Below are 17,521 nucleotides of genomic sequence, written 5' to 3' on the forward strand. Positions count from 1 at the left end.
GCTCCTGCCTCCGCAGGAGCACGGGCGACCTTGTATATTTCGGCTGCGTTTCAGCCCCGGCCGCGATAGCCCGGCACGCCCTGATCGGGCACCCACAGGCCGGCGGGCGGTTCGCCGGACGACCAGAACACGTCGATCGGGATGCCGCCGCGCGGATACCAGTAGCCGCCGATGCGCAGCCACAGCGGCTGCATCTCGGCGAACAGCCGCTCGCCGATGCCGACCGTGCAATCCTCGTGGAAGCCGGCATGGTTGCGGAAGCTGCCGAGGAACAGCTTGAGCGACTTCGATTCCACGATCGTCGCGCCCGGCGCATAGTCGATCACCAGATGCGCGAAATCGGGCTGGCCGGTCACCGGGCAGAGCGAGGTGAATTCCGGCGCCGCGAAGCGCACCAGATAGGGGCGGCCCGTCCGGGGATTGGGCACGTAATCGAGGACGGCATCCTCGGGGCGGGCGGGGAGCGGGCTCGACTGGCCCAGATGGGTGAGGCTCATGGCGTCGCACCTAAGCACGCCGGGCGCCCTTCGCAATGGCCGGCGGCGGCGCTATGCGGGGCGATCCGAGGGTGGTGTGGCCAAGGAGTGTACGCATGGACGATCTCGTCACGGTCGAATGGCTGTCCCGCTGCATGGACGATCCCGGCATCGTCGTGCTGGATGCGACCTACCTGCCGTTCGAGCCGGAGCGCGATGCGGCCGCCGAATATGCCGAGGGCCATATCCCCGGCGCGCGCTTCCTCGATCTGCGGACCCTTGCCGACCAGGACGATCCGCGCCCGACGATGGCGCCGACGCTGGAGCAGTTCCGCGCACGCATGGCGGCGCTGGGCGTGCGGCGCGACGATCGCATCATCCTCTACGACAATTCCCCGCATCGCACGTCGGCGCGGGCGTGGTGGCTGTTCCGCCTGTTCGGCGCCGACCGGCTCGCCATCCTCGACGGCGGTGCCGCCGCCTGGCGAGCGAGCGGCCTGCCGATCGAGCGCGGCGCCGGCCACATCGAGCCGCTGCCCGAGACCCGCACCGGCTTCACCCGGCGCGACGACGGGCTGATCCGCGATCTCGAGGCGGTGCGCGCGCTGCTTACCGATCCGTCCGCGCAGCTGGTCGATGCGCGGGGCGCGCCGCGCTTCTCGGGGGTCGAGGGCGATCCGCGCCCCGGCGTCGCGCCCGGCCACATCCCCGGTTCGGTGAACCTGCCCTATGGCAGACTGTTCGATGCCGATGGCCGCTGGAAGAAGGGCGTGGCGCTCGCCGAGCTGTTCGAGCAGGCCGGCATCGATCCGGCGCGGCCGCTGGTGTTCACCTGCGGATCGGGGATCACCGCGGCGAGCCTGTTCTTCGCCGCCCACATGCTCGGCCGCGACGATATCGCGCTCTACGACGGGTCGTGGAGCGAATGGGGCGCCGATCCCTCGACACCGAAGGCGATTTCATGAACGGACAGGACGACGTGATGCGCGATGAAACCAAGGTCATCTCCGGTGGGCGCCGCCCCGAATGGACCGGGCCGATCGTCAACCCGCCCGTCTATCGCGCCTCGACCATATTGTTCGAGAATTGCGCGGCGCTGAAGGACGGCGCCGGGCGCAATGCCGATGGCGAATTCCATTACGGCCGGCGTGGCACCCCGACCCAGTGGGCGCTGGCCGATGCGCTGACCGCGCTGGAGCCGGGCGCCGAGGGCACGATGCTGTTCCCGTCCGGCGTCGCGGCGATCGCGGCGGCTTTGCTGTCGGTGCTGAAGAGCGGCGACGAACTGCTGATGGTCGACAGCGTCTACGAACCGACCCGCGCCTTCTGCCGGCAGGTGCTGGCGCCGATGGGCATCACCACGCGCTATTACGACCCGCTGGTCGGCGCCGGCATCGCCGACCTGCTGAGCGACAACACCGCCGCGATCTTCCTCGAAAGCCCCGGCAGCCTGACCTTCGAGGTGCAGGATATCCCCGCGATCGTCGCGGTCGCCAAGGCGCGGGGGATCGTCACCCTGCTCGACAACACCTGGGCGACGCCGCTGTTCTTCCCGGCGATCGCGGCCGGGGTCGATCTGTCGATCCTCGCCTGCACCAAATATGTCGTCGGCCATTCGGATGCGATGCTGGGATCGGTGACGGCGACGGCCGCTTATTATCCGAAGCTTCGCAAGACCGCGCAGCTGTTCGGCCAGCATGTCGCGCCGGACGACGCCTTTCTCGGCCTGCGCGGGCTGCGCACGCTCGCGGTGCGGCTCAAGGCGCATGAGGAGGGGGCGCTGACGGTGGCGCGCTGGCTGGACGGACGCCCGGAGGTGGCGGCGGTGCTCCACCCGGCGCTGCCGTCCTGCCCCGGGCATGAATCATGGGTGCGCGACTTCAAGGGATCGAGCGGTCTGTTCGGCTTCGTCCTCGCCGGCGGCGACGCGGCGGCCCGTGCCGCGCTGATCGACGGACTCGGGCATTTCGGCATCGGCTACAGCTGGGGCGGCTTCGAGAGCCTGGCGCTGCCGGTCGAGCCGTCATCGCTGCGCACGGTGACGAACTGGCAGGCGGCGGGGCCGCTCGTCCGCCTCCATATCGGGCTTGAACATCCCGATGATCTGATCGCCGATCTCGAACGGGGGCTGGCCAGATATGAAGCATGTATACGAAATACCGCTTGAAATAATATTCCCATATATGTTGCGGGAGAGCAACGGTCTGTCGGTTTCGCCGCCCGTATTGCAGAATTATGATTGTGCGATGCGGCGCGGCTGATACCAATAGGGCCGCGGGCTGATAGTCGGGCCACTGCCTCGGGGGGTGGTAGAGCTTGGCACCAGCACGTTTCGCGGGTGGATGACCTTAGACGAGAAGAAGAGGGATTCACCATTATGCGCGCTTTGTCCAAAGCCTGTCTTGCGTTCGCGTTCGGTGCGATGGCGGCGGTTCCGGCCCTCGCCGACGACGCGACCGCCGCGCCTGCCAGCCCGTTCACCATCACCGGCGGCGCCACGCTGATCAGCGACTATCGCTTCCGGGGCCTGTCGCAGACCAACAAGCGCTTCGCGATCCAGGGCACGATCGGGGTCAGCCATGAATCCGGCCTCTATGTCGGCACCTGGGGCAGTTCGATCGACGATTATGTCGCCAATGGCGGCGATCAGGAGATCGATCTCTACGCCGGCTACAAGAAGACCATCGCCGGCACCACGATCGACGGTGGCGTACTCTATTATTACTATCCCGGTTCGCATGGCGCGAACACGGATTTCTTCGAGCCTTACGTCAATGCCTCGCACAGCTTCGGCCCGCTCGGCGTGAAGGTCGGCACCAATTTCGCGTGGAAGCAGCATGGCCTGTCGGACGGCACCGCGGATCGCCGTTCGGCCTTCTACGGTTATGGCGAATTGTCGCTCGCGGTGCCGAGCACGCCGATCACGATCACCGGCCATCTCGGCCGCTCGTTCGTGCATAACTACATCACGTTCGGCGAGAAATACACCGACTGGAGCGTGACGGCGGCCTACACCTGGAAGGCGCTGACCTTCACCGCCGCCTATGTCGACACCAACAAGAACTTCACCGGCGACGATCGCAACATCGCCAAGGCCGGCTTCGTCGGCGGGGTCGCGGTCGCCTTCTGATCGGCTGACGCCTCGATACGGAAAGGGCCGCGACCGGGATGCCGGTCGTGGCCCTTTGCTTATGTGCCTGTCACGGGCACCGAGCCCCGCCGCCCGGGCCTGCGCCGGGGCGGCGTCCGCCGCGCTTATTGCGGTGTCGTCGCCGTGGTGTTGCCGCTGTTGCCGGCGGGCGCGGCGATGATGTCCTTGGTGACGTTGCCCTTGTCGACCACGTTGGTGGTGGGCGAACCGGCGCCCGAGCGGACCCCTGCATCGGGCGAGCCGCCGGCGGCGTCGATCAGCGCCTGCTGGCCCGGCGTCAGCTTCACGTCGCCGCCGAACATCGCGGACAGCGCCTGCTGCGAGGGGCTGACCTCCTGCGGGCGAGGCTCACCCGGACGCGGCGGACGCAGCGCATAATCCGGCGGGATCACCAGCGGCGGCGAACGGGTCACGATGAACTCGTTCGGCGCATTGCGGTTGCCGAAGCCGGTGGCCTTGGTGTGGGCGCAGCCACCGATTACGGTCGCCAGACCCGTCAACGCCACAAGCCCGATCTTCTTACGCATGCGAATCCTCCGAAGCGGCGGGTACGGGACGCACGAACAGCGCGCGCAGCACCAGCAGCAATACGCCTATGGTAATAGCGGCATCGGCGACATTGAAAACCAAGAAAGGGTGCATGTCGCCGAAATGCAGATCGAGGAAGTCGGCGACATAGCCGAGCCGCACCCGATCGGTGATGTTGCCGAGCGCGCCGCCGAGCACGAGGCCGAGCGCGGTGGCATCGAGCCGGTTGCGCTCGCGCCACAGCCAGAACACCACGGCGACCGCGATGGCGGCGGTCAGCACCACCAGCAGCCAGCGTTCGGCGGTGCTGTTGGCGGTGAGGAAGCCCATCGAGATGCCGTGATTCTCCACCCAGTAGAAACGGAAGATCGGCAGGATCTCGACCACGGTGCGGATCGGCAGGTTCACCGCATGGACGATCAGCGCCTTGATGAACTGATCGAGCGCGAACACCAGCAGCGCGACCGCGAAGCCCAGCCGGCGGGTCAATGCGAGATCGACAGGCTTAACCATGCACCACATCCTCGCAACGGTCGCACAGATCGCCGTCCTGCTTCACTTCGGGGAGATGCCGCCAGCAGCGGCCGCATTTGTGCCAGTCGGTGACATGGACGACCACGTTGGTCGCGTCGGTCGTCTCGAGCTGGACGTCTGAGACGATGAACAGCTCGGCCAGCTCGCTCGGTGTCGCGGCGGGGCGCTCGGGCGTGCCGATCGCGACCTTGGCCTGCAACGAGGAACCCAGCTCCTTGGCCTTGCGCATCGGCTCGATCGCGGCCGAGACGGTGAGGCGGAGCTGGATGATGGCTTCCCAGTTGCTCAGATCGATCTCGGCGCCCCAGCTATCGTCCACGGCGGGCCATTCGAGCAGATGCACGGAGCCACCATCGGGATAGCGGGTGCCCCACACCTCCTCGGCGGTGAAGCACAGGATCGGCGCGGCATAGCGGATCAGCGCGTGGAACAGCGTGTCCAGCACGGTGCGGTAGGCGCGGCGCGCGAGCAGCCCCTCGGGCTTGGCCGGGCCGACATCGCAATAGAGGCTGTCCTTGCGGATATCGAAGTAGAAGGCCGACAGCTCGGCATTGGCGAAGTCGGTGAGCGCGCGGGCGTAGCGGCCGAAATCGAGGCTCGCCGGCAGCGGATCGCCGCCGATCGTGGCCCCCTGGTCGACCACCGCGCGCAGCGCGAGGTCGAGCGTCGCCAGCCGGCCGAGCATGTAGCGCTCCAGCTCCGGCATCTCGGCATAGGGGACGCGCTCGTCCTCGGAGAAGCCGTCGAGCGCGCCGAGCAGGTAGCGGAAGGTGTTGCGCAGCTTGCGATAGGTATCGGAGGTGCCGGCCAGCACCTCCTTGCCGATGCGGACATCCTCGAAATAGTCGGTGGAGGCCACCCACAGCCGCAGGATGTCGGCACCGCTTTCGCCGATCACCTTGAGCGGATCGACGACGTTGCCGAGGCTCTTGGACATCTTGCGGCCCTGCCCGTCGAGCGCGAAGCCGTGGGTCAGCACCGCGTCATAGGGCGCGCGGCCGCGGGTGCCGCAGCTTTCCAGCAGCGAGGACTGGAACCAGCCGCGATGCTGGTCCGATCCTTCGAGATAGAGATTGGCGCGGACGCCCTCGCCATAGCGTGCCTCGACGGTGAAGGCGTGGGTCGAGCCGGAGTCGAACCACACGTCGAGAATGTCGGTGACAGGCTGCCACAGCGCGGGATCATGGCCGAACTCCGTGAGGAGGGCTTCATGGTCGATCGCGTACCAGACGTCGGCGCCGCCCTCCCGGAAGGCGTCCACGATGCGGGCGTTGAGCGCCTTGTCGTCGAGATAGCGGCCGGTCCTGGGATCGACATAGATCGCGATCGGCACGCCCCAGGCGCGCTGGCGCGAGATCACCCAGTCGGGCCGGCCGGCGACCATCGTGCCGATCCGGTTGCGGCCCTTCTCGGGCACGAAGCGGGTGTGGGCGATGGCGTCGAGCGCGAGTTCGCGCAGCGTCGCGCCGTTGCTTCCCGCGCCCGAACCAGAACCTCCGTTCGTGCCGAGCGCAGTCGAGGTACGTGCCCCAAGCGCACCGCCCGCCGCACGTCCCTCGACTTCGCTCGGGACGAACGGTTGGTTTTCCTGCGCATCGATCTCGGCGGCGATCGGCTTGTCCATGGCGATGAACCATTGCGGCGTGCAGCGGAAGATCACCTTGGCCTTGGAGCGCCACGAATGCGGGTAGCTGTGCTTATAGTCGGCGCTCGCCGCGAGCAGCGCGCCGACTTCGCGCAGGTCGGTGCAGATCGGGCCGTCGGGCGCGTTGAGCTTGGGCGCGATGACGCTGCCCTGGCCGGCCATCCATGGCCAGTCGGCGCGGTACTTGCCGTCGTCCTCGACCACGAAGGCCGGGTTGATGCCGTTCGCCTTGCACAGCAGGAAATCGTCCTCGCCATGATCGGGCGACATGTGGACCAGGCCGGTGCCGGCATCGGTGGTGACGAAATCGCCGGGCAGGAACGGGCGGGGCTTGGCGAAGAAGCCGCCCTTGCCGTGCATGGGGTGTCGGGCGACAGCGTCTTCCAGCATGATTCCATCGAACGTGATGTCATCTTCACCGAAAACATGTTCGTCGTAGGTCCAGCCCATCTTTGCGAAAAAGCCGGCAACCAGATCGGCAGCTACGACGTATCGTCGGCCATCCGGTGCGGAGGCGGAGACATATGGAATGGCAGGCCCATAAGCGAGCGCTTGATTGACCGGGACCGTCCACGGGGTAGTGGTCCAGATCACGGCATACGCACCCACTAGCTCCGGTACAGAGCTCTCCACGATCTCGAACGCCACGTCGATCTGGGTCGAGACGATGTCCTCATATTCGACCTCGGCCTCGGCGAGCGCGGTCTTCTCGACCGGGCTCCACATCACCGGCTTGGCGCCGCGATAGAGCTGGCCGGTCTCGGCGAACTTCAGGATCTCGCCGACGATGGTCGCCTCGGCGTCATACTTCATGGTGAGATAAGGATCGGCCCAGTCGCCCATCACGCCGAGCCGCTGGAACTGGCCGCGCTGCACGTCGACCCATTTCTGGGCATAGGCGCGGCATTCGGCGCGGAACTGGGCGACGGGTACGTCGTCCTTGTTCAGCTTCTTCGCGCGATACTGCTCCTCGACCTTCCATTCGATCGGCAGGCCGTGGCAATCCCAGCCGGGCACATAGGGCGCATCCTTGCCGAGCAGGGACTGCGAGCGGACGATGATGTCCTTCAGCACCTTGTTCATGGCGTGGCCCATATGGATGTCGCCATTGGCGTAGGGCGGGCCGTCGTGGAGGATGAAGCGCTCGCGCCCGGCGCGCGCCTTGCGCAGCGTGCCGTACAGGTCGTCCGCCTCCCACTTCGCCAGGATCGCCGGCTCCTTGGCGGCGAGGCCCGCCTTCATCGGGAAGTCGGTCTTCGGCAGGAAGACGGTGTCGCGCCAGTCGCGCTGGGTGGCGGTGTCGTGGGGAGCGTCGGACATAATGGGGCGGGCCTTAGCGCACTATCTGTCGCCCCGAAAGGGAGGGGGATGCCCGATCGGCATTCGATTTTGGCGGAAAAACCAGCAGTCTTGCTCCGTTCGCACTGAGCCTGTCGAAGTGCGTGCGGCAGCCGGTGCGTGTGGGGCACGTCCTTCGACGGGCTCAGGACGAACGGAGCGGAGAGAAAAGCTGTCCTGGCAGCCCGCTCAGCGCGTGGCGAGGATGCGTTTCGCCTCGGCGCAATCGGCGTCGATCTGGGCGACCAGTGCGTCGAGGCTGTCGAACTTCGCTTCGGGCCGCAGATGTTCGATCAGCTCCACCGCGATCGGCTGACCGTAGAGATCGCCGGCGAAATCGAAGAAGGTCGGCTCGAGCAATTCCTTGGGCGGATCGAATTGCGGGCGGATGCCGAGATTGGCGGCGCCATCGACGATGCGGCCGTCGGCGAGATGCCCGCGCACCGCATAGACGCCATAGGCCGGGCGCAGATAGTCGCCGATCGCGACATTGGCGGTCGGGTAGCCGATGGTGCGGCCGAGCTTGTCGCCATGCTGGACGGTGCCGGCGATGGTGAAGGGGCGGGTGAGCAGGCGCGCGGCGGCCGCCATGTCGCCGGTGCGCAGATAGTCGCGGATGCGGGTGGAGGAGGCGATCGCGCCCTCCGCCTCGACGGCTTCCACCGTCTCGGCGCCGACGCCGTAGCTGCGGCCGAAGCCGGCCAGCGCGGCGGTGTCGCCGGCGCGGTTCTGCCCGAAGGTGAAATCCTGCCCCGTTACCACCGCGCTCGCGCCGATCCGATCATAGAGCCAGTCGGCGACGAACCCCTCGGGGCTGACCGAGGCCATCGTGCGGTCGAACGGCAGCACGATCGCGCCGTCCATGCCAAACGCCTCGAACAGATCGAGCCGCTGGGCGATGCTGGTCAGCAGGAAGGGCGGCGCGTCGGGGCGGAACAGGCGGGCGGGGTGGGGATCGAAGGTGGCGACCAGCGCCGGCACGCCGAGCGTGCGGGCACGCTCCAGCGCTCGCCCCACCACTGCCTGGTGGCCGATGTGGAAACCATCGAAATTGCCGAGCGCCAAGACGCCGCCACGCAGATGCGCGGGGACGGGGCGGTCCCCGGAGAGCCGTTCCATGGAGCGGCGCTATAGCAGAGGGGCGGGGGGTGGAAAGCCCAAAGCCGAGCCCTTGTCCGCCGGGGCGGGAGCGGGCTCGGGATCAGTCCCGCACCAGCGTGACGAAATCGAAGTCGGGGCCGCCGAAGATGCGGTTGGAGATCCGCCAGCCTTCGCCGAGCGGCGGCATCTTGGTATCGCCCTCGGGCGAACGATGGACTTCGGTGAGTTCGATGCGGTGGGCGCGGGGCAGAAACAGCCGGTAGATCTCCGCGCCGCCGATCACCGCGATCTCGGGCACCCGGCCGGCGAGCGCGATCGCGCCGTCGATATCATGGGCGACCTCGGCGCCGTCGGCCTGCCAGCCGGCATCGCGGGTCAGCACGATGTGGCGGCGGCCGGGCAGCGGACTGGGGAAGCTCTCGAAGGTCTTGCGGCCCATCACCATCGGCTTGCCCATGGTGGAATCCTTGAAGCGCTTGAGATCCTCGGGCAGCCGCCAGGGCAGGCCGCCGTCGACGCCGATCACGCCATTGTCGGCGCGCGCCACGTAGAGCGCCACCTCCGGGCCGTCGATCGCCATCATATCGCCACCGCCGCCTTGATGTGCGGGTGGGGATCATAGCCCTCGATCGCGAAATCCTCGGGCTCGTAGCCGTCGATGCCGTCCGGCTTGCGCAGGATCTTCAGCGTCGGCAGCGGCCGGGTGTCGCGGCTGAGCTGGAGGCGCGCCTGTTCCAGATGGTTGGCATAGAGATGGCAGTCGCCGCCGGTCCACACGAAGGTGCCGGGCTCCAGATCGCATTGCTGCGCGAGGATGTGGACGAGCAGCGCGTAGCTCGCGATGTTGAACGGCACGCCCAGGAACACGTCGGCCGAGCGCTGGTAGAGCTGGAGATCGAGCTTGCCGTTGGCGACGCGCGTCTGGAACAGGCAGTGGCACGGCGCCAGCGCCATCTGCGGCAGGTCGGCCGGGTTCCAGGCGGAGACGATCTGGCGGCGCGAGGCCGGCTGTTCGCGGATCTGGCGGACCAGCTCGGCGATCTGGTCGATTTCGCCGCCGTGCGGATTGGCCCAGTGCCGCCATTGCTGGCCGTAGACCGGGCCGAGATCGCCCGCCTCGTCGGCCCATTCGTCCCAGATGCTGACCTTGCGATCGCGCAGCCACTGCACATTGGTGTCGCCGCGCAGGAACCACAGCAGCTCGACGATGATCGAGCGGAGATGGAGCTTCTTGGTGGTCACCACCGGGAAGCCCTTGGACAGATCGAATCGCATCTGGTGGCCGAACACGCTCAGCGTGCCGACGCCGGTGCGGTCCTGCTGCTCGACGCCTTCGTCGAGGATGCGCTGCATGAGGTCGAGATAGGCTTGCACCGCGCAACTATGGACGAGGCGCCGCCAGAGGCCAAGCCGGTGCCGTCACGCCGCTGTGGAGAAGTGCGGTTGCCGGTAGTGCTCCCGCGTTCGCAGGAGCACGAAAAGACCGAAGGCCGGCCGATCCTGACGCGATCGATCCTACAGCGGCCGCCCCGCCGCGTCGCAGGGGCGGATCTGTTCGGGCAGCGGGCGTTCGCCTCTCGCCTCGAAGGTGGCGAGATAGCCGCCGGCCGACGGCATATCGACCTGCTTCACCCGCTCGAAGCCGAGCGCGCGCAGTTCGCATTGCAGCAGCGCCGGCGGGGTGCCGTGGCGGTTGGTCCGGCGATCGGCATCGACCACGATCAGCCTGCCGTCCGGCTTCAGCGCGGGGCGCACGTTCCACAGAAACTCATAGGGCTGCTGCACCTCATGATACATGTGGATCATCAGCACGCGATCGAAGCTGCCCGCCGGCAGGCGGGGATTGGCGGGATCGCCGAGCCGCACGCTGACATTGTCGAGATGCTCGCGGGCGACGCGCTCGGCCAGCCGGTCGCGCACCTCGGGCAAGATGTCCTCGGCCAGCACCCGGCCCTTGTCGCCGACGCGGGCGGCGAGGCGGATCGTGTAATAGCCCTCGCCCGCGCCGATATCAGCGACCGTCATGCCGCGCTTGATGCCGGCCCGGTTCATCACCGCGCGGGCCTCGTCGAGCTTGTCGCGCGCGGCCTCGGTCGAATAGCTGTCCGACTCGATGTTGGCGACCGGCCGCGCGGGCAGCGGGAAGCCATCCTGATTACGCGGCAATTGTGCCGAATCGGGCTGATCGGCGTGGCCGCAAGCGACGAGCAGGGTCAGCAGGGCGAGCGCCGATGCCCGCCATGGCCGCGCCCATCCGTCCCCCCCCTGGCGCCGTCTCAATCGACGTCCTCCACCTCGACTGCCTCGCCGGTCACGCGCTGCGACAAAGCGGCGGCCATGAACGGATCGAGCGCGCCGTCCAGCACGTCGTCGGGCGCGGTGGAGGTGACGCCGGTGCGCAGATCCTTCACCAGCTGATAGGGCTGGAGCACATAGGAGCGGATCTGGTGGCCCCAGCCGATGTCGGTCTTGGTGGCGTTGGTGGCGTTCGCTATGGCTTCCCGCTCCTGCAGCTCGCGCTCGTAGAGGCGGGCGCGCAGCTGGTTGTAGGCCTCGGCCTTGTTCTTGTGCTGCGAACGCTGGTTCTGGCACTGCACGACGATGCCGGTGGGGATGTGGGTGATGCGCACCGCCGAATCGGTGGTGTTGATGTGCTGCCCGCCCGCGCCGGATGCGCGATAGGTGTCGATGCGCAGGTCGCTCTCATTGTAGCTGACCTCGATATTGTCATCCACCTCGGGATAGACCCAGACGGAGGCGAACGAGGTGTGGCGTCGCGCCGAGCTGTCATAGGGCGAGATGCGGACGAGGCGGTGGACGCCGCTCTCGGTCTTGGCCCAGCCATAGGCGTTCTCGCCCTTGAGCAGCATCGTCGCGGACTTGATGCCGGCCTGCTCGCCCGAATGATAATCGACCAGCTCGACCTTGAGGCCGCGGCGTTCGCCCCAGCGCTGGTACATGCGCTGGAGCATCTGCGCCCAGTCGTTGCTCTCGGTGCCGCCGGCGCCGGCATTGACCTCGATATAGGTGTTGTTGGCGTCGGCCTCGCCGGCGAGCAGCGCCTTCACCTTGTCGGCCTCGGCCCGGACGACGAGCTGGGCGAGGCCGGCATTGGCCTCCGCCTCCAGCTCGGTGTCGCCCTCGGCCTCGGCCATCTCGATCAGTTCGATCGAATCGTCGCGCTCCTTCTCGATCACCTTCACCGCGGTGATCGATTCGTCGAGGCGGCGGCGCTCCAGCATGATCGCCTGCGCCTGCTTGGGATCGTTCCACAGTGCCGGATCCTCGACGCGCGCGTTCAGCTCGTCGAGACGGCGCAGGGCGCGATCCCACTCGATGAAACGGCGGACAAGTGCCATTGCGGCATTGATCTTCTCGACATGGCCTTGCGCTTCGGCGCGCATCGTCTGTTCCTTCGTCTCAACAATCCGCCCGGATCGACAAATGGCGTGTCGAGCGAGGTCGGGACACGTAATCTGCGGGCAACAGGCCCCGGCGGGGCCGCTCATGACAGCGGGATTTAGTAAATCCCACCCTCCTTCTGCAAGAAGTCTGCGTCGGAGGCCTTGGGCGTGGTCTTCGGCGCGGCCTTGATCGCGGCATCGCGCTTGATCGTGCGCCGCGGCTCGGTCTCCGGCTTGAACGCCTCCCAGATGATCGGCGAGAGCGGATCGGGCGACGGCCAGCCGCCATAGACGCGGCGGCCCGAATGGCGATCGATCCGCACCATGCGGACGCCGGGCGCGAGCGGGAAGGGCTGCACCGGATCATTCTGCATCGTCGCCAGCGCGAACTGCTTGAACACCGGCGCCGCGATCGTGCCGCCCTGGGCATAGCCGCCGAGCGAGCGCGGCCGGTCGTAGCCCAGATACAGCCCGCCGACGAGATCGGCCGATCCGCCGACGAACCAGACGTTGGTCGGGCCGGTGGTGGTGCCGGTCTTGCCGAACATCGGGCGGCCGAGATCGCGCAGGATGGTGGCGGTGCCGCGCTGGACGACGCCTTCCATCATGTGGACGATCTGGGTCGCGGTGACGGCATCGATCGCCTGGTGGCCGCGCAGCGGCGGGCGGGGCATCGCCTTGCCGTCCCAATCCTTCATGTTGCAGCCGGTGCAGGGGCGGTTGTCGGCGCGCCAGATCACCTTGCCGTGGCGATCCTGCACATAGTCGATCAGGCTCGGCGGCATCTGGCGGCCGAGATTGTCGAGCGCCGAATAGGCGTTGACCATCTTGAGCACGGTCGTGTCGCCGGCGCCGAGCGCATAAGCGAGCTGGTTGGGATAATCGCCGACGCCGAGATTATGGGCGTTCTTGGTCACCTTATCCATGCCGATCTGGCTGGCGATCCGCACCGTCATCAGGTTGCGCGACTGTTCGAGGCCCCAGCGCATCGTCTGCGGGCCGGCATAGCCGCCGCCGAAATTCTTGAAGCATTTGGTGCCGAGCCGCGCCGTCTGGAACACGCAGAACGGGCCATCGACGACGATCGAGGCCGGGGTCATGCCATTGTCCAGCGCCGCCGAATAGACGATCGGCTTGAAGGTCGAGCCGGGCTGGCGCAGCGCCTGGGTGGCGCGGTTGAAGCTGCCGCCGCGGAAATCCCAGCCGCCCTGCATCGCCAGCACCTGGCCGGTGTGCGGATTCTCGATCACCATGCCGCCCGAGATCGCCGGGATCGAGCGCAGCGTCCAGGTCGAGACGTCCTTCTTGACCACGATCACGTCGCCGACGTGGAGGAAGTTGAACGCCGATCCGCCGATGCCGGCCTTGGGCATGTCGGCCGCGTAGGACGGCATCGATCCCCTCGATCCGTCTTCGAAGCCCAGCTCGGCGGTGCCGCCGGCCTTGGACAGCACCACGGCGGCCTTCCAGTCGGCATAGCCGGGGCCGACGCTGGCGGCGATCAGCCGCCCCTGCCAGCCCTCGCCGGTGTCGATATGGGCGGACGGGCCGGTCCAGCCATGGCCGTTGGCGTAGCGGGCGAGGCCGTCGCGCAGGGCTTTCTCGGCGGCCGCCTGCTTGGTGCCATCGAACGAGGTCCGCACCCACAGGCCGCCGGCATAGACCGAGTTGGCGCTGTCGCCGTCATTCTCGCCGAATCGCTGGATCAGCTCGCGGCGGACCTCTTCGGTGAAATAGCTCGGCGGCATGTCCTGCTTGATCGGCTGGCGCTCGATCGCGCCGAGCGGGGTGGCATCGGCTTCGTCGCGCTGCGCCGGGGTGATGTAGCCATTGGCGGCCATCTCGCGCAGCACATAGGCGCGCCGGGCCAGCGCCCGGTCCATGTCATGCTCGGGGGTGTAGTTGCTCGGCGCCTTGGGCAGGATCGCGAGATAGGCCATTTGCGGCAGCGTCAGGTCGTGGACGTCCTTGCCGAAATAGCTCTGCGCGGCGGCTTCGACGCCATAGGCGTTCCGCCCGAGGAAGATCTGGTTGAGGTAGATCTCCATGATCTGCTGCTTGGAGAGCGTCTGCTCGATCCGCACCGCCAGGATCGCTTCGCGGACCTTGCGCTTCACCGAATATTCGTTGCCGGTCAGCAGATTCTTGGCGACCTGCTGGGTGATCGTCGATCCGCCCCGCGCGCGCTCGCCCGATCCATATTTGGTGAAGAATTCGAACGCACCATTGGCGAAGGTCAGCGGGTTGATGCCATGGTGGGTGAAGAAGCTCTTGTCCTCGGCCGAGACGAACGCATCGACCAGCACCGGCGGCAGCTCGGCATAGGACAGCTCGACCCGGCGCTGGCGGGCGAAGGTGTAGATCGGCGCGCCGTCGATGCCGCGCAGGTTGGTCGGCAGCGGCGGCTCATAGGCGAGCAGCTTGTCGGTGGAGGGCAGGTCGCGGGCGAAGATCAGCCAGATCGCGATGCAGCCGACGAAGAACAGGCCGACGAGCCCGGCAAAGGCCTTGGTCCAGCGTGACCGGATCACGCGCCGCCAGCGCGAATCCTCCCGCCTGATCGTCGCCCGCCCGCCGCCATTATCCGCCTGATCGTCCATGCGGATCGCGGTCTAGAGGGGAACGAGGGGAATGGGAAGCCGGCGTGCGGTGCGGCGCGACCGGGCCGGCCGCCGCCGTCAATCGCCGTCAATCGCGCGAGGCGATGTCGGTCTGGCCCAGCCGCCGCGCGAAATGCGCCTCGACCGCGCGGCTGACGCCAACCGCCAGATCATGCTGATACCGCTTCGAGAACAGCAGCTTCAGATCGCCCGGATCGGAGATGTAGCCGCTTTCGAGCAGCACGGCGGGCACATCCGGCGCCTTCAGCACCGCCAAACCGGCAAAGCGGTGATAGGTGGTCTTGAACTGCACGCCCTGGTCGGTCAGGTCGCGCTGGAGCAGATCGGCGAAGCGCGACGAGGCGTTCATCGTCTCGCGCTGGGTGAGGTCGATCAAGATCGAGGAGACGTCGTTGGTCTGCCCGCCGAGATCGACGCCGTTGATCACGTCCGAGCGATTCTCCTTGGCGGCGAGCCGCGCGGCGACCTGATCGGACGAGACCTCCGACAGCGTATAGACCGTCGCGCCGGTGGCGCTGGTGCCCGGCGCGCTGTCGCAATGGACCGAGATGAACAGATCGGCATGGAGGCGGCGCGCAATCTCACGGCGCTCCTGGAGGATCAGGAAGCGATCGTCGGATCGCGTCAGCGCGACGCGGACGCGGCCGGATTTGAGCAGCTCCTCGCGGATCGTCTTGGCGATCTCCAGCGTCGCATCCTTCTCGCGATAGCGGCCGTCGAGCGACAGCGAGCCCGGATCATGGCCGCCATGGCCGGCATCGATCACCACCAGCGGCTTGTCGGCGCGGCCGGAGACGGGCGGGATCGGCAGATGATAGGGCGCCGGCGCATCGAGCGGCACGGTGACGCTGCCGCGCCCCGAGACATCGCCGGTCAGCGCCATCGGCGTGCCGTAGAGGGTGCGGCCGGCGCGCGCCGCGCTGCTGAATTCGCGCGGGCTGGCACTGGCGAGCTGGAGCGTCAGCGTCTTGCGATCGTCGGACAGGCTGGCGGAGCGGACCACCGAATAATCGGCGAGATCGAACACCACGCGGCCGACGCCGGGCTTCACCTGGCCGACGCGGGTCTGCATCACCGGGCCGCCGGACGCGGTGGCGCTGCCGGCGGTCAGGCCCTGGACGTCGATCGCGAGCCGGCGCGGGCCGTCCAGCACCATGCCGGACACACCTACGATCGCCGAATCGAACGCCATCGTGATCGCGTTGCCGTCGACCGACATCGCGCTGATCGCACTCGCCTGCGCGGCCGTGAACGGCAGGGCCGTCAGGCTCAAGATTGCGGCGGCGCCCAGAAGCACGCGGCGCGCCGGATAAACGAATTTCATGAGCCCGTTGATCCCCAACAGCGCTCCCCCACCTCCTGATTAGGTGAAGCGCCTGTCATTGGGGTGAACCGGTACGGTTGACTCGTCAGTAACCAAGCGATGGACCGTGTTCAGGCGGAGGTGGATGGCATGTTAACCATATTTTTCAGAGGGGTGGCGGCATTGGCGAGTCGTTCTGGGGCGATGACGAGCCGTCCGGCGACGAGCGCCTTGCCCTGCACATAATCCTTCGTGGCGTTGACGCAGTCGAGCGCCGCGACATGGCCCTGCTTCAGATAGACGACCGAGAAGGAGCGGCTGGCGATATCGCCGCGGATCACCGTCGCATCGTGGCCGGCGGAGAGGCCGATGGTTTGGAGGCGCAGATCATATTGGTTCGACCAGAACCACGGCACCGAATCATAGGGCTCGGGATCGCCGGTGATCGCGCGGGCCACGGTGATCGCCAGATCATGGGCGTTCTGCACCGATTCGAGCCGGATCGGCAGGCCGTCGGCATAGGGGTTGGCGTGCATCGCGCAGTCGCCGATCGCGAAGATGTGGGGGAGCGAGGTGCGGCCATGCTCGTCCACCGCGACGCCGTTGCCGGCGCGCGCGCCGGCCGCGACCAGCGGCTCGACCGCGGGCACGATGCCGATGCCGACGATCACCATGTCGGCGGCGACGATCGTGCCGTCGGCCAGCCGCACGCCGCTCACCCGGCCGGCCTGCCCCTCGATGCCGTCGACGGTGACGCCGAGCCGGATGTCGACGCCGCGGGCGCGATGCTCGGCCTCGTAGAAGCGTGACAGCGGTACGCCGGCGACCCGCGCCAGCACCCGGTCCTGCGCTTCCAGCACCGTCACCCGCTTGCCGAAGCTGGTCAGCACCGCGGCCGCCTCCAGCCCGATATAGCCGCCGCCGATCACCGCGACGCGGGTGGTGGCGGCGAGTTCGCCGATCATCCGATCGACATCGGCGCGGGTGCGCACCGAATGGACGCCGATCAGCTCATGGCCGGCGCAGGCGAGGCGGCGGGCATGGCCGCCGGCCGCCCAGACCAGTGTGCCATAGCCGATCGTCTCGCCGCTCGCGGTGGCCAGGGTGCGGGCCTCGGGATCGACCGCGACGACGCGCTGGCCGGTGCGCAGGACGATGCCGCGCTCCGCCCAGAAGCCGGCCGGGCGGATCAGGATGCGCTCGAAGCTCTTGTCGCCGGCGAGATACTCCTTGGACAAAGGCGGCCGCTCATAGGGGATATCCGGCTCCTCGCCGATCATCGCGATGGTGCCGGCGAATTTGCGCTGGCGCAGCGCGATCGCCGCCTGCGCGCCGCCATGGCCGGCGCCCACGATCACCACGTCATAGCTGCTCGTCACGCCGTCGGTCACGCCGTCCTCATTCCTCTTCCCGGCCTCGT

The 17,521-nt window shown here is 67.6% G+C and carries 15 protein-coding genes; 3 read left to right on the forward strand and 12 right to left on the reverse strand.

Annotated elements, in window-relative coordinates:
* Positions 1–50 precede the first annotated feature (50 nt).
* Positions 51–497: a preQ(1) synthase gene (queF, locus tag PBT88_RS03010; RefSeq protein WP_270077761.1), complete on the reverse strand. Its 447-nt coding sequence runs from the start codon at positions 495–497 to the stop codon at positions 51–53.
* A 95-nt stretch (positions 498–592) separates the two neighbouring features.
* Between queF and PBT88_RS03015 the strand changes: the two genes are divergently transcribed.
* From PBT88_RS03015 to PBT88_RS03025, 3 genes are all read left to right on the forward strand, one after another.
* A complete protein-coding gene (locus PBT88_RS03015; protein WP_270077762.1) occupies positions 593–1,441 on the forward strand; it encodes a sulfurtransferase in 849 nt (282 codons plus the stop codon).
* Entirely contained in the window at positions 1,438–2,643 is a 1,206-nt protein-coding gene (metC, locus tag PBT88_RS03020; protein ID WP_407696549.1) for a cystathionine beta-lyase, read from the forward strand. The genes PBT88_RS03015 and metC overlap by 4 nt, the downstream gene beginning before the upstream one ends.
* Before the next feature lie 210 nt (positions 2,644–2,853).
* Entirely contained in the window at positions 2,854–3,606 is a 753-nt protein-coding gene (locus PBT88_RS03025) for a TorF family putative porin (protein ID WP_270077763.1), read from the forward strand.
* Between the two features lie 125 nt (positions 3,607–3,731).
* Here the strand turns inward: PBT88_RS03025 and PBT88_RS03030 are convergent, their stop codons facing one another.
* From PBT88_RS03030 to PBT88_RS03080, 11 genes are all read right to left on the reverse strand, one after another.
* Complete coding sequence (locus PBT88_RS03030; protein ID WP_270077764.1) at positions 3,732–4,154, reverse strand: DUF3035 domain-containing protein; 423 nt, start codon at positions 4,152–4,154, stop codon at positions 3,732–3,734.
* Positions 4,147–4,668, reverse strand: a complete 522-nt coding sequence (lspA, locus tag PBT88_RS03035; RefSeq protein ID WP_270077765.1) for a signal peptidase II — start codon at positions 4,666–4,668, stop codon at positions 4,147–4,149. Before lspA ends, PBT88_RS03030 begins: the two co-directional genes overlap by 8 nt.
* Positions 4,661–7,654 carry an isoleucine--tRNA ligase gene (locus PBT88_RS03040; RefSeq protein ID WP_270077766.1) on the reverse strand — a complete coding sequence of 998 codons (2,994 nt, stop codon included), beginning with the start codon at positions 7,652–7,654 and terminating at the stop codon, positions 4,661–4,663. Before PBT88_RS03040 ends, lspA begins: the two co-directional genes overlap by 8 nt.
* A gap of 207 nt (positions 7,655–7,861) precedes the next feature.
* The gene (locus PBT88_RS03045) at positions 7,862–8,791 is read right to left on the reverse strand and encodes a bifunctional riboflavin kinase/FAD synthetase (protein WP_270077767.1); all 930 of its coding nucleotides are present in this window, start codon (positions 8,789–8,791) and stop codon (positions 7,862–7,864) included.
* Positions 8,792–8,873: 82 nt separating this feature from the next.
* The gene (locus PBT88_RS03050; RefSeq protein ID WP_270077768.1) at positions 8,874–9,353 is read right to left on the reverse strand and encodes a dihydrofolate reductase; all 480 of its coding nucleotides are present in this window, start codon (positions 9,351–9,353) and stop codon (positions 8,874–8,876) included.
* Positions 9,353–10,147: a thymidylate synthase gene (locus PBT88_RS03055; protein ID WP_270077769.1), complete on the reverse strand. Its 795-nt coding sequence runs from the start codon at positions 10,145–10,147 to the stop codon at positions 9,353–9,355. The genes PBT88_RS03050 and PBT88_RS03055 overlap by 1 nt, the downstream gene beginning before the upstream one ends.
* A 141-nt stretch (positions 10,148–10,288) precedes the next feature.
* Positions 10,289–11,053, reverse strand: a complete 765-nt coding sequence (locus PBT88_RS03060) for a class I SAM-dependent methyltransferase (RefSeq protein ID WP_270077770.1) — start codon at positions 11,051–11,053, stop codon at positions 10,289–10,291.
* The gene (prfB, locus tag PBT88_RS03065; protein ID WP_270077771.1) at positions 11,050–12,177 is read right to left on the reverse strand and encodes a peptide chain release factor 2; all 1,128 of its coding nucleotides are present in this window, start codon (positions 12,175–12,177) and stop codon (positions 11,050–11,052) included. The genes PBT88_RS03060 and prfB overlap by 4 nt, the downstream gene beginning before the upstream one ends.
* 116 nt (positions 12,178–12,293) lie before the next feature.
* Complete coding sequence (locus PBT88_RS03070; RefSeq protein ID WP_270077772.1) at positions 12,294–14,777, reverse strand: penicillin-binding protein 1A; 2,484 nt, start codon at positions 14,775–14,777, stop codon at positions 12,294–12,296.
* An 88-nt stretch (positions 14,778–14,865) separates the two neighbouring features.
* Positions 14,866–16,122: an N-acetylmuramoyl-L-alanine amidase gene (locus tag PBT88_RS03075; RefSeq protein WP_270077773.1), complete on the reverse strand. Its 1,257-nt coding sequence runs from the start codon at positions 16,120–16,122 to the stop codon at positions 14,866–14,868.
* A 110-nt stretch (positions 16,123–16,232) separates the two neighbouring features.
* Positions 16,233–17,492 carry an NAD(P)/FAD-dependent oxidoreductase gene (locus PBT88_RS03080; protein ID WP_270077774.1) on the reverse strand — a complete coding sequence of 420 codons (1,260 nt, stop codon included), beginning with the start codon at positions 17,490–17,492 and terminating at the stop codon, positions 16,233–16,235.
* Positions 17,493–17,521: the final 29 nt, after the last annotated feature.

It is taken from the genome of Sphingomonas abietis (assembly GCF_027625475.1).
Lineage (GTDB): Bacteria > Pseudomonadota > Alphaproteobacteria > Sphingomonadales > Sphingomonadaceae > Solisphingomonas > Solisphingomonas abietis.

Bases quoted from the DNA above. Each gene is read 5' to 3' on its own strand.
- PBT88_RS03025 (WP_270077763.1), top strand. From the start codon at position 2,854: ATGCGCGCTTTGTCCAAAGCCTGTCTTGCGTTCGCGTTCGGTGCGATG.
- PBT88_RS03070 (WP_270077772.1), bottom strand. From the start codon at position 14,777: ATGGACGATCAGGCGGATAATGGCGGCGGGCGGGCGACGATCAGGCGG.
- lspA (WP_270077765.1), bottom strand. From the start codon at position 4,668: ATGGTTAAGCCTGTCGATCTCGCATTGACCCGCCGGCTGGGCTTCGCG.
- PBT88_RS03040 (WP_270077766.1), bottom strand. From the start codon at position 7,654: ATGTCCGACGCTCCCCACGACACCGCCACCCAGCGCGACTGGCGCGAC.
- metC (WP_407696549.1), top strand. From the start codon at position 1,438: ATGAACGGACAGGACGACGTGATGCGCGATGAAACCAAGGTCATCTCC.
- PBT88_RS03030 (WP_270077764.1), bottom strand. From the start codon at position 4,154: ATGCGTAAGAAGATCGGGCTTGTGGCGTTGACGGGTCTGGCGACCGTA.
- PBT88_RS03075 (WP_270077773.1), bottom strand. From the start codon at position 16,122: ATGAAATTCGTTTATCCGGCGCGCCGCGTGCTTCTGGGCGCCGCCGCA.
- PBT88_RS03015 (WP_270077762.1), top strand. From the start codon at position 593: ATGGACGATCTCGTCACGGTCGAATGGCTGTCCCGCTGCATGGACGAT.
- PBT88_RS03045 (WP_270077767.1), bottom strand. From the start codon at position 8,791: ATGGAACGGCTCTCCGGGGACCGCCCCGTCCCCGCGCATCTGCGTGGC.
- queF (WP_270077761.1), bottom strand. From the start codon at position 497: ATGAGCCTCACCCATCTGGGCCAGTCGAGCCCGCTCCCCGCCCGCCCC.
- PBT88_RS03050 (WP_270077768.1), bottom strand. From the start codon at position 9,353: ATGGCGATCGACGGCCCGGAGGTGGCGCTCTACGTGGCGCGCGCCGAC.
- prfB (WP_270077771.1), bottom strand. From the start codon at position 12,177: ATGCGCGCCGAAGCGCAAGGCCATGTCGAGAAGATCAATGCCGCAATG.